This window comes from Nocardia sp. CA-107356 (assembly GCF_050946365.1).
In the GTDB taxonomy this organism is placed as follows: Bacteria; Actinomycetota; Actinomycetes; order Mycobacteriales; family Mycobacteriaceae; genus Nocardia.
In genome coordinates, this window is sequence record NZ_CP191992.1 from 5,508,602 (window position 1) to 5,533,271 (window position 24,670).

A 24,670-nucleotide genomic window follows, 5' to 3' on the forward strand; every position below is an offset into this window, starting at 1 on the left:
TCCACGAACTTGGCAGAAGACCATTCCCGCGGACTGCCCAGTCCGGCCGATGATGGGGTGGCTGCCGGCCGCGCGGAACAACGACGGTGATGCCCACCGACGCTATCGGGACGCCTCCGTCGCAGGGATCGACGGAATCGCCACGGACACTTTGCCTTCCGTCGTCGAGAAGGCCGCCGTCCCGGTGATCAACACCTTCTGCCGGGCAGGTAACGCTGACCTGGTGAGACAATATACTTTCCCGCTCGTCCTGGAAGTACTGAACCGGTTGGTCGGCTGCCCGGCCGAAATCGGGCAGCGGATCGCGGCCGGTATGGCCGCGAGATTCGACACGGTCAACAGCGGCCAAGGCATGATCATGCTCAAACAGGCGCTGATGGAGCTGATTCGGCTCAAGCGCGAACAGCCCGGCGATGATGTGACCTCACGGATGGCCAACCACCCGGCCGAGCTCAACGACGACGAGATATTCGCCCAACTGATGAGCTTTTACGGTGCCGGGTTCGAAGCCCAGCGCAATCTGATCACGAATGCCCTGCTGCTGATGATCACCGACGACCGATTCGCGTTCGGCAATGTGCTCGGCAGGAACCTGTCGACGATCAACGCCCTCGACGAGATTCTGTTCAACGACCCGCCCATGGCGAACTTCTGCACGACGTACCCGCTGGGGCCCGTAATGGTCGACGATATCTGGTTGCCCGCAGATCAGCCGGTTGTCATCAGTCTTACTGCCTGCAATAACGACCCCAAGATCCGCGGGAACAGGGACTCGGGCGAGAGCAGTCTCGGCAATCGCTCGCATTTGGCGTGGAGCGCTGGCCCGCACGCCTGCCCCGCCAAAGACGTTGCCTACCTCACGGTCCAGTTCGCCATCGATCTGCTGTTCGATGCCCTTCCCGACATCGAACTGAAAGGCCGGGTGGACGAGCTGATCTGGCGGCCAGGTCCGTTCCACCGAGCCATGACAGCACTTCCGGTCACTTTCTCCCCGGCCCCGCCGATGAATATCGTCTAGAAATCCTCTGGTCGGTCCACGGCCCAGCATCAGAAACAGCCGGGCCGTTCCGCCAGATGCCGTCGCGGTCCTCTTCGTCGTGAGTGGCGGCGGCGCGGGTGATGTCCCTTGTGGCAAGTGACGTGCTCGAGCGAATGTCCGCGACCCGAACCCTGTACCCAATGCGTCCATCACGAGCACCGGGGATCCGCCGCTGAACCCACTACAGTGTCCCGGGTCTGAAAACGATTGCGCGGCTGCGGAAACCGGCTCAGATGCTCGTCGACTGATTCGCCCGCGATGGTCCGCCCGACGGCGCGGTAGCTCCGCGGCTGTGCACACCGTTCAGTGGAGCAGGTAGGCGTCGACCGGCCGTATCGAGCAGTGGCGCCAACGGCATTCCGGACGGCGGCGGTGACCATCGTCGGTAGCCTGCGGTGAGCGCACGGTTACGGAGTGGACGCGGATTGGTGATCGGCGTCCGATACCGCCGCCCTCGGATCGGGGGAGGCGGGTGTGACCGTGACCCAGGTGTTGTTGACCGCGGCATTGCCGGAGAAGGTGTCGGTGAGTGCCGGATCGTGCAGCAGGTTCACATTCGCGCCGGGCAGGGCTGCGGCCACCTGCCAGCCGACGCCGGGTTCGCGGTGGCCCCAGCCGTGTGGGATGGCGATGGTGCCGGCGCGGATATCGTCGCTGACCTCGAGGGTGACCACGATCGAGCCGGTGCGGGAGGTGACCGCGACCGGTGTGCCGTCGGTGAGGGCGCGCTCGGCGGCGTCGGCGGGATGCATGAGGGCGGTGCAGCGGTCGCGTCCCTTCACCATCGACGGGACGTTGTGCAGCCAGGAGTTGTTGCTGCGCAGGTGTCGGCGACCGATGAGTTTGAGGTCATAGCCGTCGGGGGGTGCGGTCACCGCTTTACCGCGGCGGGCGTCGTCGAGCAACTCACGGGCGGCCGTGACGAAATCCTCGGGCGCCAACTGCACTTTGCGGTCCTCGGTCCCGATCAGCGCCGGCAAGCGCGGCTGCAGTGGACCGAGATCGATACCACCGGCGGCGGCGCGTACCTTCGCGACGGTCAACCCTTTGCGACCGCGCCGCAGCACCCCGTAGGGACCGACAGCCACTCCGAGGGTCGTCAATCGGATCGGGCTGAACTGCTCCAGCACAGCATTGAGCGCGCGAGTCGTGAACCGGCGCGCGGGTATCGGCACCAGTTCGGTGATCAACCGCGCCATGATCTGCCAGTCCTCGAGCCCGTCGGCCGAGGGTTCGAAGACCCGCGCGTCGTAGCGAAGATTATTCCGCACACTGAATAACGGGAAAAGAATGTTCACATCCTCGCGTTCCAGCGGGGAGATCGGCGGCAGGATGATATCCGCGTGCCGGGTGGTCTCGGTGACGTACATGTCCACGGCTACATAGAAATCCAGCGAGTCCAGCGCCGCGCCGAGTTTGCCGCGCTGCGGTGTCGACAGCACCGGATTACCCGCGTAGGTGATCATCGCGCGGATCTGCCCGGCCCCCTCGGTCAGGATCTCATCGGCGAGCACCGCGACCGGCAACTCCGAACGGAACGATTTGTAGACCCCGGATCGATCCGTCCATGCCCCGTGCGCCACCGGCAGGTATTTCGCGAACCGGGCGACATCGATCGGCGGCGTCGCGAACATCTGCCCGCCGGGCCGATCCAGATTGCCTGTCACCGCGTTGATGGTGTTGACCAGCCAATGGGTGAGCGTACCGGTCACCTGGTGGCACACTCCGATTCGTGCGTACAGCAGCGCGGACTCGGCCGCGGCATGCTCGCGCGCCAGCCGGCGAATCGTCTCGGCATCGACACCCGCGAGCGGCGCGGCGACCTCCGGGGTGACCTCGGCGACCAGCGTGCGCAACTCGCCCCAGCCCGTGCACTGCGCGCGAATCCTGCCCTCGTCACACAGGTTTTCGCTGACCAGTACCTGCAATACGGCCAGCAGCAGATACACATCACCGCCGGGCGCGATGGCCACATGCTCATCGGCCAGCCGCGCCGTCTCGGTCCGTCGCGGATCGATCACGACCACTTTGCCACGCTTGCGCACCTGGCGAATGCGTTGTTTCGCATTGGGCATCGTGGTGACCGATCCGTTCGACACTGCCGGATTGGCGCCCATGATCACCAGCCGATCGGTGCGATCGATATCGGCGACCGGCATCAGCACATTCGACCCGAACATCCGCCACGCCACGAACTCCTGCGGAAATTGGTCGATCGAGGACGCCGTAAAGAAGTTCCGCGTCAGCAATACCGCACGCAGCAGCGCGCCATAGATCACCGACGAGCTGTGCGCCGCCGGATTTCCCAGATACATCCCGATCGCACTCGGCCCGTGCTCACGGCGCACCGTCCGCAGCCGCCGCCCGATCTCCCGGAACGCCTCGTCCCATCCGATCGGCTCGAACTGGTCACCGACTCGCCGCACCGGCGTGCGCAACCGGTCCGGATCGTGGTGCAGCCCACCCATCGCCGTCGCCTTCGGGCAGATATACCCCTGCGACAGCACGTCATCCGGATTGCCCTCGATCCGTGTGACCTGGTCCCCGTCCACCGTCACCAGAATCCCGCAGTGCGCCTCACACAATGTGCATTGCCTTGCGATGGTGGTAGCAGACCTTGTCGTCGCCCGGCCGCCACTGGTCATGGAATCGCTGCGCGATGCCGTGCTCATCCGTGTTCCTCCACACCATTGAGAGAGTTACCGTCTCAGCGTAGCGGGGCGCCCCCACCAGACGTACCGTTCCGACCGAAGCCGATCGATCCGCGCATTCGGCACCGGCGGGGGCAGGCGGTGCAGTCGCGTCGATCACGGTCGGCGGGTTCACGACACCGACCGATGTCCGTCGATGCTTCGGAAGTTGTTATGCGCGAACGGATTTCGCAAATGATGCAATACCGCCCCTCATCCATTCTATTGCCACAGCTCCCCTTCATACCAGCCCCTCAGGGCTCTACCTGCCCAGGAATTGGCCCGGCAGACAAGGAAGTTCCGCACGCTCGTCGAGGGAGGTGCCGCCGCGCTGGACCGGCGTGATCGGCAATCGGAGCGCGGCAGGCGCGGCTGCCGGGACGACCGGGTTCTTCGGCGCGATCGCGTCGAGCCGTCGGTACGGCGCACCGAGCTGCGGACGCTGATCCGCTTCACCCTTGTTGGGCCACAACGACATCGCGCGCTCGGCCTGGGCGGTGATGGTCAGCGACGGGTTCACCCCGAGGTTCGCCGAGATCGTCGAACCGTCCACGATATGCAGACCCTGGTGGCCGTAGAGCCGCTGATACGGGTCGACCACGCCGGTGTCGGGGGAGTCGCCGATCGCGCAGCCGCCGATGAAGTGGCCGGTGATGGGGATATTCGCCATCTCGGTCCAGCTGCCCTGCGGTATGCCGTTGATCTTTTCCGCGACCCGCCGGGTGACCTCGTTGCCCTCGGGAATCCACGCCGGAGGCGCTTGGCCCGCACCGGGTTTGGTGGTCATCCGCCTACCCAGCAAACCACGCTTGTTGTAGGTGATGATCGAGTTGTCCACATTCTGCATGACCAGCAGTCCGATCATCCGCTCGGACCAGTGCGCCGGATTGTGCATCCGCACCAGATCCCGCCGATACCGCACCATTTCACGCAGGCCGAGCACCCAGCGTCGCTTACCCTCCTGCCCGTCGACCAGCACGGTCGTCAGCAGCCCCATGAAGTTGCTGCCCTTGCCGTAGCGCACCGGCTCCACATGGGTGTGAGCGTTCGGATGGATCGACGAGGTGATCGCGACACCCTTGGTGAAGTCCGAATCCTTATCGCGCGTTCGGGCCGCCAGCACCGCCTCGGAGTTCGTGCGCGCCAGATGCCCCAGACGCGGCGAAATATTCGGCAGCACGCGGCGATCGCGCAGATTGTGCAATAACTGCTGGGTGCCGAGCGCGGCCGCGGAGAACACCACCTGGTCCGCGGTGAAGGTCTGCTTCGCCTTGCGAACCCAACGCCCGGTGCGCACCGTATCGACGGCGTACCCACCATCGGACAGCGGCCGCACCGCCACCGCGGTGGTCAGCGGATGCACAGTCGCACCCGCCTGCTCGGCCAGATACAGGTAGTTCTTGACCAGGGTGTTCTTCGCGCCGTGCCGACATCCGGTCATGCACTCACCACAGTGTGTGCAGGAACGTCGCTGCGGCCCGACACCGCCGAAGAACGGATCGGCGACCACGTCCCCCGGCTGAGTCCGTTTGTCCGCGAACAACACTCCGACGGGCGTGCGACGGTAGGTGTCGCCGATGCCCATATCCTCGGCGACCTCGTGCAGCACCCGATCCGATGGCGTCGTCGCCGGATTGGTCGTCACCCCCAGCATCCGCTTGGCCTGGTCGTAATGCGGTGCCAGCTCGGACTTCCAATCGGTGATGTGCGCCCACTGCCCATCGCGGTAGAAGGTGTCCGGCGCCTCGTAGAGCGTGTTCGCGTACACCAGCGAACCACCACCGACTCCGGAGCCGCTCATGATGAAGGTGTCGTTGAGCAATGTCATCCGCTGAATGCCGAAGCAACCCAGCTTCGGTGCCCACAGGTATTCGCGCAGATGCCAGGAGTTCTCGGCGAATTCGTCGTCGGCGAAGCGGCGACCGGTCTCCAGGACACCGACCCGGTACCCCTTCTCGGTCAACCGCAGCGCGGTGACGCTGCCGCCGAAGCCGGAACCGATCACCAGCACGTCATAGTGCGTCATATGCCCTTACCCTCCGGTGCGAACCAGGTCGTAGTCACGGGCGTCGAAATGGGCCCGCCTGTCGTACTCGCTCATGCGGCCCGGCCAGTTCGCCGACACCCGCCCGCTCGCCTCGCGATACCAGCTGGTGCACTTCGTCCACACCGTACGTTCGAGCCGCCCCTGGATCTCCTCGTCGAAGCGGGCCTCGACCTCCGGGCGCACCGCGAGATAACCGCGCACCCCACGCAGGTGCTCGACCACCTGGCGGACGTAACGAGCCTGCCGCTCGTGCATGTAAATGATCGAGCCCGCACCGAGATTCGTATTCGGCCCGTACATGATGAACATATTCGGGAAATGCGGCACCGTCAGCCCGTTGTAGGCGCGCGCACCGCCCGACCACACCTCGCTGAGTTCCTTGCCGCCGATCCCGCGAATCGCCATGGGCGCCAAGAACTCCGTGGCCTTGAACCCGGTGCAGTAGACGATGACATCGACCTCGAACAGCACACCGTCCTCGGTGCGCACACCGGTCGGCGTGATCTCGGTGATGCGCGAGGTCTCCACGTGCACATTCGGTTGCGCCACCGCCGGGTAGTAGTTGCTCGCCATCAGCCCGCGCTTACACCCTGCCTCATAATCCGGCGTCATCTTCGCCAGCAGTTCGGGATCGGAGATCTGCGCCGCACGATGCCGGTTCGCCCACCCGGAGATCACCTCCGCGATGCGCCCGTTGCCTTCCAGCCCGGAGGTCACCAACTCGTAGAACGCATACCAGCCGAACCGCTCCGCGCGCTGGATGATCGGGAACTTCTTCGCGATCGAGAACTTGTCCAGCGCGTTGAGCTTCGGTGGCACGTAATAGCTTTCGACCTTCGGGATGATCCACGGCGCGGACCGTTGGAACACCGTCAACTGCCCGACCTTCGGCTGAATCGCCGGAATGATCTGAATCGCACTCGCACCGGTGCCGATGATCGCGACCCGCTTGCCGGTCAGCTCGACATCGTGATCCCAGCGCGCCGAATGGAATGCATCCCCACCGAACGAATCCATACCCGCAATGTTCGGCCACACCGGACGCGACAACTGACCGACGGCAGGTACGAACACATCCGCTTCGAGCACCTCACCGGTGGTAGTGCGCACCTGCCACACGCCACGATCGGCGTCGAAATCCGCCGAAGCGACCTCGACACCGAAGCGCATATGCCTGTCCAGGTCGTAGCGCCGCGCGACATCGCGCATATACGCGAGGATGTCGGGTTGGTCGGCGAACCGCTTCGGCCAGTGCGCATTCGGAGCGAAGGAGAACGAATACAGATCCGACGGCGCGTCACAGGCGGCGCCGGGATAGGTATTGTCCCGCCAGACCCCGCCGAGCCCGTCGGCCTTATCGATGATGGTGAACGCGTCGTAACCGCGGCGCTCGAGCTCCAGCGCGGCCGCGAGACCGCCGAAGCCCGCGCCGACGATGAGCACAGAGGGAGTGCTAGTCATGTCGATAACTGTATGAACGCCGACCTTGTCGGCGAGAGAGCGTCGCGGCCACAAAATCAATATTTTCGGCCACAAACATCGCGGTTACGGCGCACGCGGTTACGGCGCAACCGGGACGACATCCGGCTCGACCTTTCGATCGCCGTGGAATCCCGGAAGGTACCGATCGACGAACGGAATCAGCACCTGGATCAGCGGCCCGATCCCGAATGCGTACACCACGGTTCCCACCCCGACACTGCCGCCCAATAGCCAGCCGGTCGCCAGCACCGAAACCTCGATCCCGGTCCGCACCAACCGCACCGACCATCCGGTCCGCCGAACCAGTCCAGTCATCAGTCCATCACGGGGCCCAGGCCCCATGCCGGCCCCGATGTAGAGCACCGTAGCCACCGCATTCAACACCACCGCGGCCCCCATCGCGCCGATCCGCACCGGCAACGAATCCCACACCGGCAGCATCCACAACCCGACGTCGACCGACACCCCGATCACCACGACATTGCTCACCGTCCCCAGACCTGGCCGCTGCCGCAACGGAATCCACGCCAACAGCACCGCGACTCCGGTAGCCGCCGTGACCGCGCCGAAGCTGATCGGCACATGCCGGGCCACCCCTTGATGGAACACATCCCACGGATCCAACCCGAGCCCCGCCCGAATCATCACCGCCATCGAGAACCCGTACAACCACAACCCGACATACAGCGCTACCAGCCGCCGAACCAACATCAGCCCAGCATGCCGACAACTGGCCTCTCGAAACAGAGCCAATCCCCGATCACTGGCCCTCTAACCGGCCCCTGCAGGACAGATCAATCGACTGTTCATACCGCGCCTTCACGATGCCATCGATCGAGCGTTCGACGCGGGTGCAGAGACGGTGGAGATCGCCACTTGCGCGCCGCCCCCGATCGAAGAAACCCTAGTGAGAACGTGGAAGTCGATGCACTGCGCGGATCATGAAAACCGTTGCATCACAGGGCGGTGGCACCGGAAGAAACGCTCGGCTTCTCCACCGTTCGCGGCGCGGAAATGGTCTCTCAAGGTACGCCGGTGGTCGGCGGCACCGAGCACGGGTCGTCGATGACGTCACAGGCAGGGGCGGTGTATTCGGTCGTGATGGAAGACGCCGCCCAATTCGTCTACACGTTCTGAACCCACTCTCACGAATCTCCGTCGCGCACCACGCAGCGGAAGCCGAGATGGCAGGTGGAGGTGTCCTCGGTCTGACCTTGCCGGGCAGCGGGCCGGTAACGCAGACAGTAGTTGGCTGCACACAGAAACGAGCCGCCTTTGATAACGCGGCGTGGAAAGTGTTGCGCCGCTTCTGATTCTGGTGTGTCCACGCGCGGGTTACGCGGGGCGCAGCAGGACGGAGCCGGGTGCTGGGAGCGGAAGTAGTCGACCGTCCACTCCCACACGTTGCCGGTCATGTCGTAGAGACCGTAATCATTGGGCGAATAGGTGCCGACCGCCGTGGTGCCGGGCGTCGGTGTCTGCCCTCGGCCGGGGTGGAATTGCCAAGGGAATGCGCCGACCCACACATTGGCCAGGCGTCGGCCGGTGGGTTCGAATTCGTCGCCCCAAGCGAAGGTGGCCCCGTCCAGTCCGCCGCGGGCGGCGTACTCCCATTCGGCCTCGGTCGGCAACTGTTTACCCGCCCAGGCCGCGTACGCGGCGGCGTCCTCGTAGGCGATCTGGGTGACCGGATGTCTGTCGTGCCGGTCGAGTGTGCTGCCCGGCCCGCGCGGGTGGCGCCAGCTCGCTCCGGGGACATACCGCCACCAGCGACGCCAATTGTCCAACGACACCGGTCCCGCGGTGGGCCGGAAGACCAGCCCACCGGGTACCAGGCTCGCTGGCTCCGCATCCGGGTAATCCGCTGCCGCGGGACTGCGTTCGGCGACGGTGACGTATCCGGTCTCCTTCACGAAGCGTCGGAACTTGGCGTTGGTGACCGGGTGCGGGTCGATCCAGAACGCATCGACCCGGACCCGGTGCACCGGCCGCTCTTCAGGAAAGAAGTCGTCCGATCCCATCGCGAAGCTGCCGCCCGATATCCAGACCATGCCGTGGCGGACCTCGGAGCGGATTGCGGTAGCCATAAGCGATCGCCTCAATCGCGCGAAAAGGCCGCGGCCGCAGCCATTTCCAGATCCTCGTACGGTTTTCCGGTCACATCCGCGACAACCTGATGCATGGTTCCCCCGGTGAAGGGGAACGGCGCCCGGTAGCGCGCGGAAACCGACTGACCGCTATCGCGACCCACACAGACGCCTTCCCCCACACCGGAGAAGGTGACGGGCTGGGTCCGCATGTCATCGAGTGAGCCCACCGGGGTTTCGTCGATGTACAAGATGGCCTCACCGGTGGGCGTGAAATTGTCGGCCCGAGTGCCGTGCCGTTCATACCGGACCCCGAGGATGTGATCGCCGAGCGGTACCGGGCGGTCGGAGACGATGGTCTGTTCTTCATCGCCGAGGAAGTTGTAGATGTAGTACAGGCGCCCGTCCTGGAGGAACAGGGTGTGCCCACCGAGACGTCCACCGTGGGCGAAAAGCACTCCTTGCGCATCCTGGCTGGTGATCGTCGTCTCGGCGAGTAGCGCGAACGACCGGCCGTGAATCTCCAGCGCCGCGCCCGGTCCCACCTCCGCGCTGCCCGGGTAGTAGACGTAATTGTCCCGATCGGTCGCGTATGTCGGGCGGTACCTGGTCAACGCGGAGATGATGTCGAGGTCGTTGAGCGGCAGTCCGTTGTACTTCTCGGCCTCCGAGAACCACAGCGCCTTCATCTCCTCCAGCTTCTCCGGATGAACATCGGCCAGGTCATGCATCTGGCTGCGGTCCTGCTCGATATGGAACAGTTCCCAGCGGTCTTTGTCGAAATGTCCCCAGCCGGACGGACATGCCGCGTGCACGGTGTCGGCGAACCAGCCGCGATGCCAGATGCCGCGCGTGCCCAGCATCGAATAGAACTGCGTGTGCTTGCCGGTATCCGCGTTCGCGTCATCGAGCAGCGCCCGGAAACTCACACCCTCCAAGGGACGCTGCACCACATTCTTCACCGTGTCCGGGGGAGTGATACCGAGCAGTTCGTAGACGGTGGGGGTGACATCGCAGACATTGAGGTACTGGGTGCGCACCTCCCCGCGCGCCGCCATTCCATCGGGCCAGGACATGATGCACGGGTCGGCGATGCCGCCTTCGTGCGAGGCATACCGCTTGTACAGCTTGTACGGGGTGTTGAACGCCATCGCCCAGCCGATGCTGTAGTGGTTGTAGGTGGTCGGCGAACCCAGTTCGTCGAGCTTGCCCAAAGTGTCCTCGATCGTGTCGATGTAGCCGTTGAAGAACTTCATCTCGTTCACCGAACCGTTGGGACCGCCCTCGCCGCTGGCGCCGTTGTCGGAGAAGGTGACGATGATGGTGTTGTCGAGTTGGCCGCTTTCCTCGAGGTAATCCAGCAGTCGGCCGATCTGCGCGTCGGTGTAGGACAGGAATCCGGCGAACACCTCCGCTTGGCGCCGGAACAGCCGCTTCTCTTCCTCCGACAGTGAATCCCACGCGCGCACCGTGTCCTGCGCAGGCCACGGTTTGCCGTCGGCACTGGTGGCAGTCGAATACGGATTAATGGGCGACAATTCGGTGTTCTCCGGCACCAGACCCATGCGCTTCTGGTTCTCCAGCACGATCTCGCGGTACTTCTCATAGCCCATGTCGAATCGGCCGCGATACTTATCGGCCCATTCCTGGGCGACGTGGTGCGGCGCATGCCCGCACCCCGGGCACAGATACATGAACCACGGCTTTTGGGGGGCGATCATCTTCGAGTCGCGAATGAACTCGATCGACTTGTCGGCCAGATCCTTCGACAGGTGATATCCGTCTTCCGGTGCGTACGGCTGCGAGACCGGATGATTGTCGTACACCAGATTCGGATACCACTGGTCGGCTTCGCCGCCGAGGAAACCGTAGAACCGTTCGAACCCACGCCCCAGCGGCCAATGCCGCTTCGAGGCCGCCAGATTCTCCTCCTCCAGCGGCGTCATATGCCATTTGCCGATCGCGTACGTATTCCACCCGCGCTCGGCGAGCACCTCTGAGCACAACGCGGTTTCAGCCGGTATACGCCCGGACATGCCCGGGAATCCATCGGTGAATTCCTCGATGGTCGCCATACCGACCGAAGTCGCATTCCGACCGGTCAGCAAGGAGGCACGGCTCGGTGAACACAGCGCGGTGGTGTGGAACTGCGTAAACCGGACACCACGATCGGCGATGCGCTTCATATTCGGCATGTCGACCAGACCGCCGTAGCAGTCCCACGTACCGATCCCGATGTCGTCCCACACCAGATACAGCACATTCGGCGCGCCCTGCGGCGCCGTCGGCTCCGCGAAAGGCCCCCAGTCGGGCACCGAATCACGAATATCCAGCGCGATATGCCCTTCGAACTTCTTGGCCATCATCCACCTCCAGCTGCGAGAGCTGTTCGTAGACCGTTCTCATCCTTGTCTCGTCCGGGATGCCGGACCTCATGCCGTGCGCACGCCGACTGTTGCGGCCATACGGCCGGATCGGACGCCCCTGCCTCGGGCGATACCGCGGGGCGGGGTCCGGGTGTTCGAGCCGACGCGCGATGGCCACACCACTGCCGAAGTGATGTCCAGAAACCGCTGATCAGCACCTTTCGTATTCACAAAGAGTACCGACCGGCAGGGATTCCTATCAGGAGTTGATAAAAGGCCCCGCGCATCATGGACCCATCGATCGGCCGGTGAGCGACCACACCCCAACAGTCACGCGGCCCGTCCGGTGCCGAACAAACCGAACACAGATTTCGGGTGGACAGTCCAGCGCCGGCTATCGGCGGGTGACTTTGGGCAGTCCCAGGCCGACTTCCGACACCATATCGCGCATTACTTCGTTCACGCCGCCGCCGAAGGTGATGACGACGTTGCGTTTGGCGTGGACATCCAGGGCCTTGAGGGTCCGGGCGGTGAAGGGGTCGGTGAGGTCGCCCCAGGAATAGATGATGTCCTCGGCGATTCGGGCGACGCATTGGACGCGGGTGGTGTGGAAGACCTTCGAGGCCGCCGCGTCGGCTTGGCTGGGCCCGGCGAGACCGGTGGAGGCGACCACCCGCCAGTTCAGGATGGTGTTGACCCGCAGCACAGCCAGGATTTCGCCGAGGCACTCCCCGACCTCGGACCGATCGGTCAGGCCTTGCGTCACAACCCATTTGTGCACCAGGTCGTAGACCGCGGCGATCCGGCCCGACGGCGAGAGCATCACGCGCTCGTGATTGAGCTGGGAGATAAGGTATTCGACACCTTTGTTCTCCTCGCCGATCAGCATGGAGGCCGGCACCCGCACGTCGTGGTAATAGGTGGCATTGGTGTGGTGGGCCCCGTCGAGCGAAATGATCGGAGTGCAACTGAATCCGGGATCGTCGGTGTCGACGATCAGGATCGACAGACCCCGATGCCGTGATTCGGTGGTGCCGGTCCGGGCGGCGAGCCAGATGTAGTCGGCGCTGTGCCCGCCTGTGGTGTAGGTCTTGTGGCCGTTGACGAGGTAGGAACCGTCGTCTTGTCGCTTCGCCGTGGTGGTCAGGGAGAACAGGTCGGTGCCCGCGTCCGGTTCGGTGTATCCGATGGCGAACTCGATCTCGCCGCGCAGGATGCCGGGCAGGAAGCGCTGCTTCTGTTCCTCGGTGCCGTACCGCAGCAGGGTCGGTCCGACGGTCTGCAGAGTGACCGATGACAGCGGAATGCTGGCGCGCACCGCCTCGGACTCGAAGATCTGCTGTTCCAAAGGCCCGAAACCCCTGCCGCCGAACTCTTTCGGCCAGCCGACGCCCAGCCAGCCGTCCCGGCCGAGTTGCCGGACGATGCGCTGGGCGAGGGTCCCGTGTCGGTCCAACAGCAGCGTCTGCGCATCGTCCTCGCTGACGAGAGAGGCAAAGTACGACCGGATTTCGCGCTGCAGCGATTTCTGCTCAGGAGTCAGATCGATGAACACCGGGTGCCCAGCCTTCCGAGATTGTGCCGCTCGCCACCGCAGTGCCGCACGACATCTTTGGCCAATGAGAAGTACCGGTGCATCGGGAAGGTGACATCGACGCCCAAGCCGCCGTGCAGGTGATGGCACATCTGCATGGCCGCCCGGCCCTCACCGGCGAACAGGAACAGCGCCGCGTCCAGATCCGCACTCGGTGTGCCGCCGTTGTCGAGGGTCCAATCGCAGTACAGCGACATCGATTCCACGGCGGCCGCCAGCACATAGATGTCGGCGATCTCCTGTGACGCCGCCTGGAAGGTCGCCAACGGGCGGTCGAACTGCACGCGGCTACCCAGATGGGTCGCGGTCAGTCGCAGTGCGCCATTGAGCAATCCGCTCGCGTAGGCGAGGAAGACCGCACGGTAGAGGTCGGTGAACAAGGCAGCGGGATCGGATGCTTCCGCTATCAGTGGAGTCCCCGCTACCTCGCTGAGCTCGAAGTACATATCGTGCGGCGCCGCGTGGTCCGCTGTGGCCAAGGAGGTTTCGATGGCCGTCGTGGTGAAACCGGGTTGACTGAGATCCACCAGCACCGGTCCACCGGTGGTCGGTGCCAACAGCCACCGCGCCTGCTCACCATGGTGAGCTGCACCGAATGTGCCGGTGACGCCCCATATTTCAGTGTCCGGTGAGAAGGTGGGCAGCTCGCGCGCGCCTGCGGCGCGCACGCACACCGCGGTGATGTCACCGTCGGCCACGCCTTTGCACCATTCGCCGATCTGCGGGCCGGCCGCCGACCGTGCGGCGACCAGACCTGCAACAGCGGTGCCGAGGAAAGGGGTGGCCAGGGCGGCTTCCCCGAGCGCCCGCGCCACGATGCCGACTTCCACGGCTCCCAGCCCCGCGCCACCGTGCTCCTGCGGCAGGCTCAGCGTGAGCAGGCCGCCCTCCCGTAACATCGGCCACACCTCGGCGGACGCCGGTCCACGCGAGAGTATGCCGGTCACGGCCTCACTCACCGCGCTCTGTGTGTCATCGAATCCGAAGTCCATCTACCCGCTTTCTCGAGGATCGATCGCCAATAGTCGTGTGGGATCACGTGATTCGTTGCTCGGGACGCAATGCGAGAATCACCTGATCGATCCGCATCACGGTGTCGCCGTCCACGGTGCTGCGGCCGCTGATGAGCGCATTGTCGCCGAGGACGCGATCGACGTGTACGTGGTGCCACACGACGTCGCCGGGCAGCACCGGCTTGTCGAAATGCACGCCGGACAGCCCACCGAGTATGGGGACATCGTCGGTGATACCGCTGCCCGGACGCCAGGCTTCGGCCAGCAGGATGGCGGCCGCCTGCCCGAACGATTCGACGAGCAGCGTCCCGGGATAGGCATAGTCGTCGCCGTCGACACCCTCGTACCAGATAGCGTCGACGGTGATCGCCTTGATGGCGGTGACACGCTCGCCCGGAACCACTTCGATCACGCGATCCAGCAGCAGCGCGGGCGAACGGTGTGGCAGCAGCCGGTAAATCTCGGCCGGTCCGAACGCGTTCACCGGGCCTGCCTCGCGTAGCGCAGTCGGATGCGTGCGGCTTCCTCGGGTTCGCCGTCCTCGCGGATGGAGTGCACGGTGGCCGCGCACTGCAAATGGATTCCGTCGGCGGCATCGAAGGTCTTGCCGGACACTATGATTCGATTCGCGGGAAAAACCGGTCGCTTGAATCTGGTGTGCTCGATCGCGGCGAGGCGCACCGGCCGACCGTGCGCGAATGCGTGTGCCGAGGCGGCTCGATGCGCCGATTCGATGACGCAGACGCCCGGGAAGATGAGGAAGCCCGGGTAGTGACCACGAAAGATCGGTTCGTCCGGACTAACAGTCCAGTGCGCGCGGAATTCCTGCGCGCCGCAGGACTCGAGTTCGAACGATGCGCGGATGGGACGCGCGACGGTCCGCTCTGTGACGGTCGGGTCGAGAACACGCACACCCATCTTCCTCCGGGGCCGAGAACCAGGTGACTGTCGGATGTGCACATCCGTATGGCCCCACGTTAGGCGCGATTTCACACCGTTTCCGATAGCTGGCAGGTTGTGGCCACAACATTGCGATCGCGGCCCGCCACCGGCGGCATCTTCCTGCGAACGACCGCTGAGAGCTGCGCCGACGAGATAGATGTCATCCATGACGACGTATCAGACGAAGCCGGGCACCTTCCTGGCCTGGGGTGTGGACAACGTGCGACTGGGCCACAGCGACAGTCCGCTGGACCTGCGGGAGGTCACACCCGCGGTAGCCGATGTCCTGTCCAGGTTCTCCCGGCCGGCGACAGTCGATCAGGTCGTCGCCGAGCTCGCGCACTACGATGCCGCCGCCACCCGCAGCGTGATCGACAACCTCGTCACCACCGGCCTGCTGCAGACCGGCGCCGAAGCCGAAACCGTTGCCTCCCTTCGGGTCGCGGCAATGGAAGTGCCGCGCGCGCCACCTTCCCCGACATCCGGCAGCAGGATCCCGCATTCCTGCGGCTGTACGAGAGCGTGCAGCACGCCACCCAGACCTCGGTGCCGATGAGCTACTCGCTGCGGCTCGCGACGCGCTACATCGTGGCGGCCGGTATTGCGGGCGATGTCGTCGAATGCGGTGTCTGGCGCGGTGGCAGCGCCGCGATCGCGGCGGCCACCCTGGCCGAAGCGGGCGAGCTGTCCCGCACGGTGTGGTTGTACGACACCTTCAACTGGACCTGGGACACACCGCTGGACGTGGACGAGCTACAGCTCCCGTCCGGCGACATGAAGCTGGCGGATCTGCTGGCCAGCGTCACCGACAGCGTGCAGGAGGAAGGCAGCGACCAGGCCTCGGTGCTCGAAACCGTCTCCGCCACCGGATATCCGCGCGACCGCCTCCGGTGCGTGCAGGGCTTGGTGCAGGACACGATCCCGGGCGAGGCGCCGGAGGCCATCGCACTGCTCCGGCTGGACACCGATCTCTACGATTCCACCCGGCACGAGCTGGAATACCTGTATCCGCGCTTGGCCGTCGGCGGAGTGCTCATCCTGGACGACTACGGAAAATACAGCGGCGCAACGAAAGCCGTCGACGAGTATTTCGCGAAGCTGGACGAACCGATGCTGTTGCACCGCATCGACACCCAGGGCCGGATCGGCGTGAAGACCTCGGCGACGAAAGCGTAGGCGGCGACACCGATGACCGCCGAACCCACGCTCGCGAACATCGGCTTCGACAGTGCCGCGGGGATCTGTTTCCTGTTCCCCGGGCAGGGCGCGTACCTCGAGGAGATCTTCCTCGATCTGGCCGGCGACTGGCCGCAGGTCGGCCGAACCTTCGACGACATCGACTGCGAGCTGACATCTTCAGGAGCCGAGGCGATATCGCCGATCCTGTTCAGCGGTTCACCGCCCAGCCTGAAGCAGCTGCTGTCCGATGATCCGGACACACTGCAGCTTGTCTTGTTCGGAACCGCGGTGGCCGTGTACCGAATTCTCTGCTCCCAGGGGATCAATCCCGCGGTGCTGGCCGGGCACAGCCTCGGTGAGGTCGCAGCGCTGGTCGCGGCCGGGGTATTCACCACGGGGGAGGGCGCGCGGATCGTCCATCTCCGATCTCAGTGTTTGAACGGGTCGGCGGACGCCGGTGGGATGCTCGCCGTACGCGGTACAGCTCGGCGATCGCAGGCGTTGGTCGACCTGCTCGCGGCCGATGGGCTCGTCGTGGCGGTCGAGAACGGCCCGCATCAAACGGTGCTGGCCGGGCCGGGTGAGGCATTGTCGCGGGCGGAGAAGATCGCGCGCGAGGCCGAACTCCCGAGCCTGCGTATCGCCTCCGCGTACCCCTTCCACAGTCCGCTGCTCGCCGGACCCGCCGTGGAGTTCCGTCACCGGCTCGATGCGGTGACCAGCGGTCGGCGGCCGTTGCGAACCGCGGTGTATTCGCCGATTCTCGCGCGCTTCTACACCGATGACGACGACTTCGCCGAAGTGCTGTCGAGTCATCTCGTGCGCCCGGTCCGCTTCTGCGCCGCATTGCGCTACCTCCACGAGTCGGGTGCGAAGGTGTTCGTCGAGTGCGGCGCGCGTGATGCGCTGGTCGGCATCGTTCGCAAGACCCTGCCCGCGGCCATCGCGGTGCCGACCGTGATCAGGGGCCGGTCCGGTGCGTTGTTGCTGCCCCAGCCGCCGGGCCGGTAGCCGTATCACGGTGTGGACCGTTCACCAGGTAGGTGGGAGAAGACCGAGTTCGGCTGCGCGAGCGCCGATCTGGAATCTGGTGGTCGCGCCCAGCCGCACCATCATATCGGCCACGTATCGCCGGTAGGTTCGCAGCGAGACCTGCAGTCGCCGCGCCGCGACCTCGTCTTTCAGCCCCTCGTTGAGGGCCTGCAGGACGGCCAGCGAGGTGTCGTCGAACTGGCCGATCGGGCCGTCGCGATGGACCGACAGATCGCTGGCCGACTCCCACAGAATCCGCGCCAACGGATCGAGCACGCGCAGCACACCCGTATCGCGTATCACCAATCCGTGCGGGCGCTGCTCGCCCGTACGGCCCCAAATAGTCGCGATCCGCTTGTCGACAATGATCATGTTGTAGAGATCGGCGTCGACCACCCTGGTCCGCTCGTGTATCCGGTGGTGCTGCAATAGTGATGCAGGATCGCGAGTTTCGACGTATTGGCGCGAGTACAGCAGCCGCACCTGCCGCCCGGTGGTCAGCAGGTCGGTGACGAGCGTCCGGCTCGCATGGTAGTTCGGTTGTACCCGCAGCGGACTCGAGACCACCAGCATGGCCTCCTGCCGGGCACGGCTCAGCAGTTGCTGTAGCTCCTTCTCCCATCCCGCGCCGGGCCGCAGGTGGATGATGTCGTCCGAACCGGAGCGGTCGGTGCGGTATTCGTCCATCGCGCGCTCGATCAGGCGGCGGGATTCCGACAGCAATTCGTTGATGCCGGCGCGATCGGCGTCCGCGTGCGCGAGTCCGCGCCGAATGAATCCGGCGACTTCCTGGCTCATGTTCCGGCCCTCCCCGATGGGCGTATCACCTATACGAGACAGCATGGTCACCGGCGTTGGTGACGTCAACTACATTGGTACACAACATGATTGGTCTACAGGCGCGCCCCGCGCCGACAGGTCGCTGCCGTTCTCGTGGCAGCTTCCTGCCGTCTCCGGAGACTACATCGAATCGAGAACCTGTTCTAGTTTGGATTCGGAATACAGTGCCGACCAAGGGATCAGGATGCATATCGACTTCACCGACGAGCAGCAGCAGTTACGCAAACAACTGCGCGCCTATTTCGCCGATCTCATGACACCGGAAATCCGGGAGGCATTGGCCGGGCCCGGCGGCGAGTACGGCGCGCCCGAGGCGTACAAGCAGGTCGTGCGCGCGCTCGGGCGCGACGGCTGGCTGACGCTGGGCTGGCCCGAGGAGTTCGGCGGCCAGAACCGGCCGGCCATGGATCAGCTGATCTTCAATGACGAGGCCGCAGCGGCGGGCGTCCCGTTCCCGTTCCTCACCGTCAATACGGTCGGCCCGACCATCATGCGCTACGGGACACCGGAGCAGCGGTCCTACTTCCTGCCCCGAATCGCGCAGGGCGACCTGCACTTCTCCATCGGCTATTCCGAACCGGAGGCGGGCACCGATCTGGCCGCACTGCGCACCCGCGCGGTGCACGACGGCGACGACTTCGTGATCAACGGCGAGAAAGCGTGGACGAGTCTGATCGAGTACGCCGACTACATCTGGCTGGCTGCGCGCACCGACCCCGAGGCCACCCGGCATCGCGGGCTGTCCATCCTGATCGTGCCCACCAGCGCGAAGGGCTTCTCCTGGACCAAGATTCACACCACGGCCGGTCCCGGCACCAGCGCGACCTACTACTCCGATGTGCGAGTGCCCGCGACGAGCGTTGTCGGAGAGCTGAATTCGGGTTGGCCGCTGATCACCAACCAGCTCAATCACGAGCGGGTCGCACTGACTTCCGCTGCACCACTGCAGGAATCGCTGCGGCAGGTGTGGGATTGGGCCGAGCGCACCACCCGCGCCGACGGCTCCCGGGTCATCGACGCCGAGTGGGTGCGGCTGCACCTGGCGCGCGTGCACGCCCACATCGAGTACCTGAAGCTGCGCAACTGGCGCATCGCCTGGGCCGCGGACTCGGGTGAACTCGGGCCCGCCGACGCGTCCGCGACCAAGGTATTCGGCACCGAATTGGCCACCGAGGCATACCGACTGCTGATGGAGGTGCTCGGCACCTCCGCCGTCGTGCGCACTGATTCGCCGGGTGCGTTGCTGCGCGGCCGGATCGAGCGTTTCCACCGGTCCTCGCTGATCCTGACCTTCGGTGGCGGCACCAATGAGGTGCAACGCGACATCATCGCCAAAACCGCCCTCGGCCTGCCGGTCACCCGCTGATACCGCAGAGGACTACTCATGGACTTCACCTTCACCGAGACCCAGGACGACCTGTCCGGACTCGCCCGCCCGCTGCTCGCCGACTGGGCAGCCAAGCACACCCCCGACAGCAGCGGATTCGATCGGCCACTGTGGGCCGCCCTGCTGCGCGCCGGGCTGATCGAGGCCACCCTGCCCGCGCCGATCGGCAATGGGTTCGGACTGCTCGAACAGTGCAGCGTACTGATCGAACTCGGCCGGGCGACCGCGCCCGTACCCTATCTGACCACGGTGGCCGTAGGTGCCGCCGCGATCGCCGCGTTCGGCGGCGACGACCAGGTCCAGCGGTGGGTCGCACCGGTCGCGGCCGGAGACGCGACGCTCGCCGTCGCGCCAGCCACCGAGGACGACCGGATCACCGCGACCCGGACCGCTGAGGGCTGGCAGCTCGACGGGAGCCACAGTGCAGTTCCTGCGGGGGCTTTCGCCGATGCCGTCGTGCTGGAGGCGCTGGGTCCGCAAGGCCCGCTGCTCTTCGTCCTCGACCGCGATACCGCCGGACTCCGGCTCACCGAACAGCACGTCATCGACGGCTCCGATGCCGCACTGCTGGAACTCGATTCGGTGGCGGTGACCAACGCGAATGTGCTCGGCAAGCCGGGCGACGACGCGGCACGATGGGCCCGTCGCCGCGCCACCATCGCCGCATGTGCCTACCAACTCGGTGTCGTCGAGCGCGCGCTGGAGCTGACCGGCGAGTACGCGCTGACCCGTCAGCAGTTCGGCAAACCCATCGGCTCGTTCCAGGCCGTCCGGCAGCGCCTGGCCGACGGACATCTCGACGTGGAGGCAGTGCGGCTGACCCTGTGGCAGGCCGCCTGGCGCGAATCCCAGGGACTGCCCGCCGATTCCGAGATCGTGACCGCCAAGTTCTGGACCGCCGAGGCAGGCCATCGGGTGGCGCACACCATGGTGCACGTGCACGCCAGCATCGGCATCTTCCTGGACTACCCGGTGCACCGGTACTTCCTGGCCGCCAAGCGCACCGAGTTCCTGTTCGGCGCAGCCACCGAACAACTGCGCACACTGGCCACCGCACTGACCGTGCCGCGGTCGAAATAGCAGGACCGCGGCGCGGCAACGTCACCGTGACGTATTGAGCGATAGGGAAGGGAGGGGGAGGGAAGGAGTCGCGCCCGGTTCACCCCGGAACACTTCGCAACGGAGCCCGGCCATCCGATCCCGCCGCGCCATCGGAGCCAACGCACGCAACCGGTCAATCTCGCTTGGCGTACCGATCGCTAGCTCGCCGAAGGACCTCGCAGTCCATTGGAAGACGGCCAGGCGCGAAGCGGGTGAACGATCCGTACGCGACGAACTGGAAGAAGGTCATGACGCCCGCCCGGACGGCGAAACGGCAGCACAGATGCCATCAAGGAGCCTCTACCTGACATAATTCCTAATCATTGGCGAACACTGTTGCGGCACAACACAATCCAGAAGAACAGTCATCCCATCGGAAAATCCGGAAAAAACATGCGAGCGCCGAAACATCACACACCGGCCACCAACCCTCACATCCGGAGTCCGGGCAAACCTGCACGCGCCGGAGCGCCAAATCCCCAAGACGCACACCGGCAGCGCCAACCGGACACAGAATTCCAGGAAAACCTGCATGCTCCGGAAACCCGCCTCAGAAACCACACCAGCCACATTCGTCACAGTGACAAAACAATCACTGCATAACCATGCGCAAATCAACGGAAAATATGCACAAACACGCGGGTTCCGGATTCATACACCACATCGGACCACGCGCACCTACCCCCGGACGACACGCAACTTTTTCCGGATCGGACACCACACCAACGTCATACAAGCAGAGAAAGTCACTCCCAGCGCCTCCGTTGCAACGCCGATAATCAACATTATGTCAAGTAGGCCGCTGCACCAGCGCTTCCCCGCTGACGATCCGTGACCGTTCGCGGCTCGCAGTTCCGCTGCGGCACGCGAGCTCCCTGTCGGCCCACCGCGCAACGCAGGACTGGGTGCATTCGGCGATGATCCCAATCGACTTCGTACCGCGATCGCTCGACCTCGCGGCAATCGCCAGGTTGCCCGGCCGCTGTTCGGTGGATTTGTTCGTTCATCAGAGTCGGGACGGCCGACGGGTTCGGCTCGTTGTGGGATCGTCTCGAGGTTTCGCGATTCCCTCCCCGTGGAGACTTGAATGAGTCATACTTCTGAATGTGTCCACGACTTCGGAATTCGAGCGCATGTTGCGTGGAGCTGCTCTGCGTGTGACGGCGCCGCGGGTTGCCGTGCTGACTGCCGTGCACGAGCATCCGCACTCCGATACGGACTCGATCCTCGGTCGCGTGCGCGACACGCTCGGTGCGGTGTCCCATCAAGCCGTGTACGACGTGCTGCGCGCACTGACCGCCGCGGGGCTGATCCGGCGCATCCAACCGATGGGTTCGGTTGCGCGTTACGAAACTCGGGTCGGCGACAACCACCACCATGTCGTTTGCCGGGCGTGCGGCGTCATCGCCGATGTCGACTGCGCTGTCGGCGAGGCGCCGTGCCTGACCGCCTCGCACGACAACGGCTTCGTCCTCGATGAGGCCGAGGTCATCTACTGGGGTCTGTGCCCCGACTGCAAGACCAAGACATCACCCATGTCCCGATCACAGCCGTGATCACAGCCCGTTTCACTCACTCCCCCGAAAGGAATTGCCGTGCCTGAGGAACATCCGCCCATCGGAGAGGCCAACACGGAACCCACCGCCGGTGGTTGCCCCGTTATGTCCGGTCGGCTCAAGTCCCCGGCCGAGGGCGGAAGCAACAACCGTGAATGGTGGCCGAACCAGCTCAATCTCAAAATCCTGCAGAAGAATCCGGCCGTAGCCAACCCCATGGGCGCGGACTTCGACTACGCCGCGGAATTCAACACCCTCGATCTGGCCGCCGTGAAGGCCGACATCGTGGAGGTGATGACCACCTCGCAGGATTGGTGGCCCGCCGACTACGGCCACTACGGCCCGTTGTTCATCCGGATGGCCTGGCATGCCGCGGGCACCTACCGCATCAACGACGGCCGCGGAGGAGCCGGTGCCGGCATGCAGCGGTTCGCGCCGCTCAACAGCTGGCCCGATAACGCCAGCCTGGACAAGGCTCGACGCCTGCTGTGGCCGGTCAAGCAGAAGTACGGCAAGAAGCTCTCCTGGGCCGACCTGATCGTGTACGCGGGCAATGTGGCGCTGGAGGATATGGGCTTCGAAACCTTCGGCTTCGGCGGCGGCCGCGTCGACCAGTGGGAGCCCGAGGAGGACGTCTACTGGGGTCCCGAGCACACCTGGCTCGGTGACGAACGCTACACCGGCACAAGGGATCTCGAGAACCCGCTGGCCGCGGTCCAGATGGGTCTGATCTATGTGAATCCGGAAGGACCCAACGGCAATCCGGACCCACTGCTCGCGGCCACCGATATCCGTGAGACGTTCCGCCGCATGGCCATGAACGACATCGAGACCGCCGCGCTGATCGTCGGCGGCCACACCTTCGGCAAGACCCACGGCGCGGGCGACGCCGACCTCGTCGGCCCCGAGCCCGAGGCCGCGCCGCTCGAGGAGCAGGGCCTCGGCTGGAAGAGCGCCTTCGGCACCGGTGTCGGCAAGGACGCAATCACCAGCGGCCTCGAGGGCACCTGGACGCCCACTCCGACGAAGTGGGACAACAGCTTCCTCGAGACCCTGTACGGCTACGAGTGGGAGAAGACCAAGTCCCCCGCCGGTGCGTGGCAGTACATCCCCAAGGACGGCGGCGGGGCCGGCACAGTGGCCGACGCCCACGACCCGTCGAAGTCGCACACCCCGGTGATGCTGACGACGGATCTCTCGCTGCGGGTCGACCCCGTATACGAGCAGATCACGCGTCGCTGGCTCGACAACCCGCAAGAGCTCGCGGACGAGTTCGCCAAGGCATGGTACAAACTCACCCACCGCGATATGGGGCCGAAGGTCCGCTACCTCGGACCGGAGGTTCCGGCGGAGACCCTGCTGTGGCAGGACCCCGTCCCCGCCGCTGACTACGACCTCATCGGGTCAGCCGATATCGCCGCACTGAAGAGCCAGATCATCGCCTCGGGTCTGACTGTCGCCCAGCTTGTTTCGACCGCCTGGGCGGCGACCTCGTCGTTCCGCGGCAGCGATAAGCGTGGCGGCGCCAACGGCGGCCGTATCCGTCTGCAGCCACAGAGTGGGTGGGAGGTCAACAGCCCCGACGACCTCGCACAGGTGGTGCGCACCTTGGAGGGCATCCAGGAGTCCTTCAACTCCGCACAGACCGGCAACACCCGGGTGTCATTCGCCGACCTCGTGGTGCTCGGCGGTGCCGTGGCCGTCGAGCAGGCCGCCAAGAACGCCGGCTACGACGTCGAGGTGCCGTTCACGCCGGGACGCACGGATGCCACACAGGAGCAGACCGATGTGGAGTCCTTCTCCGCACTCGAGCCGACCGCCGATGGCTTCCGCAACTACCTCGGCAAGGGCACCCGCCTCCCGGCCGAATACCTGCTCATCGACCGGGCGAACCTGCTGACTCTCAGCGCTCCGGAGCTGACGGCCCTCATCGGTGGTCTGCGAGTGCTCGGCGCCAACCACAACCAGTCGCCGCTGGGCGTGTTCACCTCGACTCCCGGGTCGTTGACCAACGACTTCTTCGTGAACCTGCTGGACATGGACACGAAGTGGGAGCCGACCTCGTCCGACGACGGGACCTACGAGGGTAAGGATCGCGCCACCGGTGCGGTCAAGTGGACCGGCAGCCGCGTCGACCTGATCTTCGGGTCGAACTCGCAGCTGCGCGCAGTCGCGGAGGTCTACGCGACCGACGACGCGAAGGAGAAGTTCGTCAAGGACTTCATCGCCGCGTGGGTCAAGGTGTCGAACCTGGACCGGTTCGATCTGGTCTGATAACGGACGTGCAGCGCCCCGCGAACTCCCACAGTTCGCGG

The 24,670-nt window shown here is 65.1% G+C and carries 20 protein-coding genes; 9 read left to right on the forward strand and 11 right to left on the reverse strand.

From position 1 onward, the window contains the following. Nucleotides 1-223: 223 nt before the first annotated feature. Nucleotides 224-1,018, forward strand: coding sequence for a hypothetical protein (locus ACQP1G_RS24975; RefSeq protein ID WP_433192008.1), 795 nt, complete (start codon nucleotides 224-226; stop codon nucleotides 1,016-1,018). 428 nt (nucleotides 1,019-1,446) lie between these two features. Here the strand turns inward: ACQP1G_RS24975 and ACQP1G_RS24980 are convergent, their stop codons facing one another. From ACQP1G_RS24980 to ACQP1G_RS24995, 4 genes are all read right to left on the reverse strand, one after another. Further along, nucleotides 1,447-3,711: a molybdopterin oxidoreductase family protein gene (locus ACQP1G_RS24980; protein ID WP_433192009.1), complete on the reverse strand. Its 2,265-nt coding sequence runs from the start codon at nucleotides 3,709-3,711 to the stop codon at nucleotides 1,447-1,449. 280 nt (nucleotides 3,712-3,991) lie between these two features. Continuing rightward, entirely contained in the window at nucleotides 3,992-5,755 is a 1,764-nt protein-coding gene (locus ACQP1G_RS24985) for an FAD-dependent oxidoreductase (RefSeq protein WP_433192010.1), read from the reverse strand. A gap of 6 nt (nucleotides 5,756-5,761) precedes the next feature. Beyond that, the gene (locus ACQP1G_RS24990) at nucleotides 5,762-7,237 is read right to left on the reverse strand and encodes a flavin-containing monooxygenase (RefSeq protein ID WP_433192012.1); all 1,476 of its coding nucleotides are present in this window, start codon (nucleotides 7,235-7,237) and stop codon (nucleotides 5,762-5,764) included. 99 nt (nucleotides 7,238-7,336) lie between these two features. Continuing rightward, nucleotides 7,337-7,969 (reverse strand): YczE/YyaS/YitT family protein, encoded by a 633-nt coding sequence (locus tag ACQP1G_RS24995; protein WP_433192013.1) that lies wholly within the window; start codon nucleotides 7,967-7,969, stop codon nucleotides 7,337-7,339. Nucleotides 7,970-8,224: 255 nt separating this feature from the next. Between ACQP1G_RS24995 and ACQP1G_RS25000 the strand changes: the two genes are divergently transcribed. Continuing rightward, nucleotides 8,225-8,395 (forward strand): hypothetical protein, encoded by a 171-nt coding sequence (locus ACQP1G_RS25000; protein WP_433192014.1) that lies wholly within the window; start codon nucleotides 8,225-8,227, stop codon nucleotides 8,393-8,395. Between the two features lie 8 nt (nucleotides 8,396-8,403). Here ACQP1G_RS25000 and ACQP1G_RS25005 read toward each other — a convergent pair whose 3' ends face one another. The 6 genes from ACQP1G_RS25005 to ACQP1G_RS25030 all read right to left on the reverse strand — a co-directional run bounded on the left by ACQP1G_RS25005 (nucleotide 8,404) and on the right by ACQP1G_RS25030 (nucleotide 15,230). After that, nucleotides 8,404-9,309, reverse strand: a complete 906-nt coding sequence (locus ACQP1G_RS25005) for a formylglycine-generating enzyme family protein (protein WP_433208780.1) — start codon at nucleotides 9,307-9,309, stop codon at nucleotides 8,404-8,406. A gap of 47 nt (nucleotides 9,310-9,356) precedes the next feature. Continuing rightward, nucleotides 9,357-11,708 (reverse strand): arylsulfatase, encoded by a 2,352-nt coding sequence (locus tag ACQP1G_RS25010; RefSeq protein WP_433208783.1) that lies wholly within the window; start codon nucleotides 11,706-11,708, stop codon nucleotides 9,357-9,359. A gap of 397 nt (nucleotides 11,709-12,105) precedes the next feature. Next, complete coding sequence (locus ACQP1G_RS25015) at nucleotides 12,106-13,266, reverse strand: acyl-CoA dehydrogenase family protein (RefSeq protein WP_433192015.1); 1,161 nt, start codon at nucleotides 13,264-13,266, stop codon at nucleotides 12,106-12,108. Continuing rightward, a complete protein-coding gene (locus tag ACQP1G_RS25020) occupies nucleotides 13,251-14,264 on the reverse strand; it encodes an acyl-CoA dehydrogenase family protein (protein WP_433192016.1) in 1,014 nt (337 codons plus the stop codon). Before ACQP1G_RS25020 ends, ACQP1G_RS25015 begins: the two co-directional genes overlap by 16 nt. A 76-nt stretch (nucleotides 14,265-14,340) precedes the next feature. Beyond that, nucleotides 14,341-14,802 carry a 3-hydroxyacyl-ACP dehydratase FabZ family protein gene (locus ACQP1G_RS25025; protein WP_433192017.1) on the reverse strand — a complete coding sequence of 154 codons (462 nt, stop codon included), beginning with the start codon at nucleotides 14,800-14,802 and terminating at the stop codon, nucleotides 14,341-14,343. Then, nucleotides 14,799-15,230: a hypothetical protein gene (locus ACQP1G_RS25030; RefSeq protein WP_433192018.1), complete on the reverse strand. Its 432-nt coding sequence runs from the start codon at nucleotides 15,228-15,230 to the stop codon at nucleotides 14,799-14,801. The genes ACQP1G_RS25025 and ACQP1G_RS25030 overlap by 4 nt, the downstream gene beginning before the upstream one ends. Before the next feature lie 196 nt (nucleotides 15,231-15,426). Between ACQP1G_RS25030 and ACQP1G_RS25035 the strand changes: the two genes are divergently transcribed. The 3 genes from ACQP1G_RS25035 to ACQP1G_RS25045 are packed head-to-tail and all read left to right on the forward strand — an operon-like array spanning nucleotide 15,427 to nucleotide 17,450. Beyond that, nucleotides 15,427-15,816: a hypothetical protein gene (locus ACQP1G_RS25035; RefSeq protein WP_433192019.1), complete on the forward strand. Its 390-nt coding sequence runs from the start codon at nucleotides 15,427-15,429 to the stop codon at nucleotides 15,814-15,816. Further along, the gene (locus ACQP1G_RS25040) at nucleotides 15,783-16,436 is read left to right on the forward strand and encodes a TylF/MycF/NovP-related O-methyltransferase (protein WP_433192020.1); all 654 of its coding nucleotides are present in this window, start codon (nucleotides 15,783-15,785) and stop codon (nucleotides 16,434-16,436) included. The genes ACQP1G_RS25035 and ACQP1G_RS25040 overlap by 34 nt, the downstream gene beginning before the upstream one ends. Before the next feature lie 12 nt (nucleotides 16,437-16,448). Next, nucleotides 16,449-17,450: an ACP S-malonyltransferase gene (locus ACQP1G_RS25045; RefSeq protein WP_433192021.1), complete on the forward strand. Its 1,002-nt coding sequence runs from the start codon at nucleotides 16,449-16,451 to the stop codon at nucleotides 17,448-17,450. 21 nt (nucleotides 17,451-17,471) lie between these two features. Here the strand turns inward: ACQP1G_RS25045 and ACQP1G_RS25050 are convergent, their stop codons facing one another. Further along, nucleotides 17,472-18,269: a hypothetical protein gene (locus ACQP1G_RS25050; protein ID WP_433192022.1), complete on the reverse strand. Its 798-nt coding sequence runs from the start codon at nucleotides 18,267-18,269 to the stop codon at nucleotides 17,472-17,474. 226 nt (nucleotides 18,270-18,495) lie between these two features. On the opposite strand from ACQP1G_RS25050, the gene ACQP1G_RS25055 reads away from it, so the two are divergent. The 4 genes from ACQP1G_RS25055 to katG all read left to right on the forward strand — a co-directional run bounded on the left by ACQP1G_RS25055 (nucleotide 18,496) and on the right by katG (nucleotide 24,629). Next, on the forward strand, nucleotides 18,496-19,677 hold the full coding sequence (locus ACQP1G_RS25055) for an acyl-CoA dehydrogenase family protein (protein WP_433192023.1): 1,182 nt from the start codon (nucleotides 18,496-18,498) through the stop codon (nucleotides 19,675-19,677). An 18-nt stretch (nucleotides 19,678-19,695) separates the two neighbouring features. After that, the gene (locus ACQP1G_RS25060) at nucleotides 19,696-20,778 is read left to right on the forward strand and encodes an acyl-CoA dehydrogenase family protein (protein ID WP_433192024.1); all 1,083 of its coding nucleotides are present in this window, start codon (nucleotides 19,696-19,698) and stop codon (nucleotides 20,776-20,778) included. 1,154 nt (nucleotides 20,779-21,932) lie between these two features. Continuing rightward, nucleotides 21,933-22,355, forward strand: coding sequence for a Fur family transcriptional regulator (locus tag ACQP1G_RS25065; RefSeq protein WP_433208786.1), 423 nt, complete (start codon nucleotides 21,933-21,935; stop codon nucleotides 22,353-22,355). A 39-nt stretch (nucleotides 22,356-22,394) separates the two neighbouring features. Continuing rightward, complete coding sequence (katG, locus tag ACQP1G_RS25070; protein ID WP_433192025.1) at nucleotides 22,395-24,629, forward strand: catalase/peroxidase HPI; 2,235 nt, start codon at nucleotides 22,395-22,397, stop codon at nucleotides 24,627-24,629. Nucleotides 24,630-24,670 lie beyond the last annotated feature (41 nt).

What these genes read in the sequence shown, in the direction of transcription:
- ACQP1G_RS25035 (WP_433192019.1), top strand. Translation starts at nt 15,427, where the DNA reads ATGACGACGTATCAGACGAAGCCGGGCACCTTCCTGGCCTGGGGTGTG.
- ACQP1G_RS24980 (WP_433192009.1), bottom strand. Translation starts at nt 3,711, where the DNA reads ATGAGCACGGCATCGCGCAGCGATTCCATGACCAGTGGCGGCCGGGCG.
- ACQP1G_RS25010 (WP_433208783.1), bottom strand. Translation starts at nt 11,708, where the DNA reads ATGGCCAAGAAGTTCGAAGGGCATATCGCGCTGGATATTCGTGATTCG.
- ACQP1G_RS24995 (WP_433192013.1), bottom strand. Translation starts at nt 7,969, where the DNA reads ATGTTGGTTCGGCGGCTGGTAGCGCTGTATGTCGGGTTGTGGTTGTAC.
- ACQP1G_RS25045 (WP_433192021.1), top strand. Translation starts at nt 16,449, where the DNA reads ATGACCGCCGAACCCACGCTCGCGAACATCGGCTTCGACAGTGCCGCG.
- ACQP1G_RS24990 (WP_433192012.1), bottom strand. Translation starts at nt 7,237, where the DNA reads ATGACTAGCACTCCCTCTGTGCTCATCGTCGGCGCGGGCTTCGGCGGT.
- ACQP1G_RS24985 (WP_433192010.1), bottom strand. Translation starts at nt 5,755, where the DNA reads ATGACGCACTATGACGTGCTGGTGATCGGTTCCGGCTTCGGCGGCAGC.
- ACQP1G_RS25060 (WP_433192024.1), top strand. Translation starts at nt 19,696, where the DNA reads ATGGACTTCACCTTCACCGAGACCCAGGACGACCTGTCCGGACTCGCC.
- ACQP1G_RS25055 (WP_433192023.1), top strand. Translation starts at nt 18,496, where the DNA reads ATGCATATCGACTTCACCGACGAGCAGCAGCAGTTACGCAAACAACTG.
- ACQP1G_RS25005 (WP_433208780.1), bottom strand. Translation starts at nt 9,309, where the DNA reads ATGGTCTGGATATCGGGCGGCAGCTTCGCGATGGGATCGGACGACTTC.
- ACQP1G_RS25050 (WP_433192022.1), bottom strand. Translation starts at nt 18,269, where the DNA reads ATGAGCCAGGAAGTCGCCGGATTCATTCGGCGCGGACTCGCGCACGCG.
- ACQP1G_RS25065 (WP_433208786.1), top strand. Translation starts at nt 21,933, where the DNA reads ATGTTGCGTGGAGCTGCTCTGCGTGTGACGGCGCCGCGGGTTGCCGTG.